Origin of the sequence: Mycobacterium arosiense ATCC BAA-1401 = DSM 45069, assembly GCF_002086125.1 — a bacterium.
Lineage (GTDB): Bacteria > Actinomycetota > Actinomycetes > Mycobacteriales > Mycobacteriaceae > Mycobacterium > Mycobacterium arosiense.
The window spans coordinates 1-229 of record NZ_MVHG01000460.1; the positions used below are offsets into that span (position 1 = coordinate 1).

The window sequence follows — 229 nt, forward strand, 5'->3', positions numbered from 1 at the left end:
GGTCCATGCCATTCATGTCCATGCCCGACATCTTCGAATGGTCCATCTCGCTGGCGGGCCTCGTCGCCGCGCCATGCCCCATGGCGCCGTGGTCCATGCCGCCCATGCCCATGTCGTCCATGCCGATCAGCGGGCGCGGATCGGGCGTCGGCACCGGCGCGCTAAGCCCTTCGGCCAGCGCCAGGGTGCCGCGGGCGTAGCCGCTGCGGTCCATGGACTGGGCGAAGAG

At 70.3% G+C, this 229-nt stretch carries 1 protein-coding gene; it reads right to left on the reverse strand.

The genetic code is table 11. The annotated features are described in order from the left end of the window. Positions 1-214 (reverse strand): hypothetical protein (locus tag BST14_RS32555; protein WP_211280891.1); only part of this gene is annotated, 214 nt, incomplete at its 3' end. Positions 215-229: the final 15 nt, after the last annotated feature.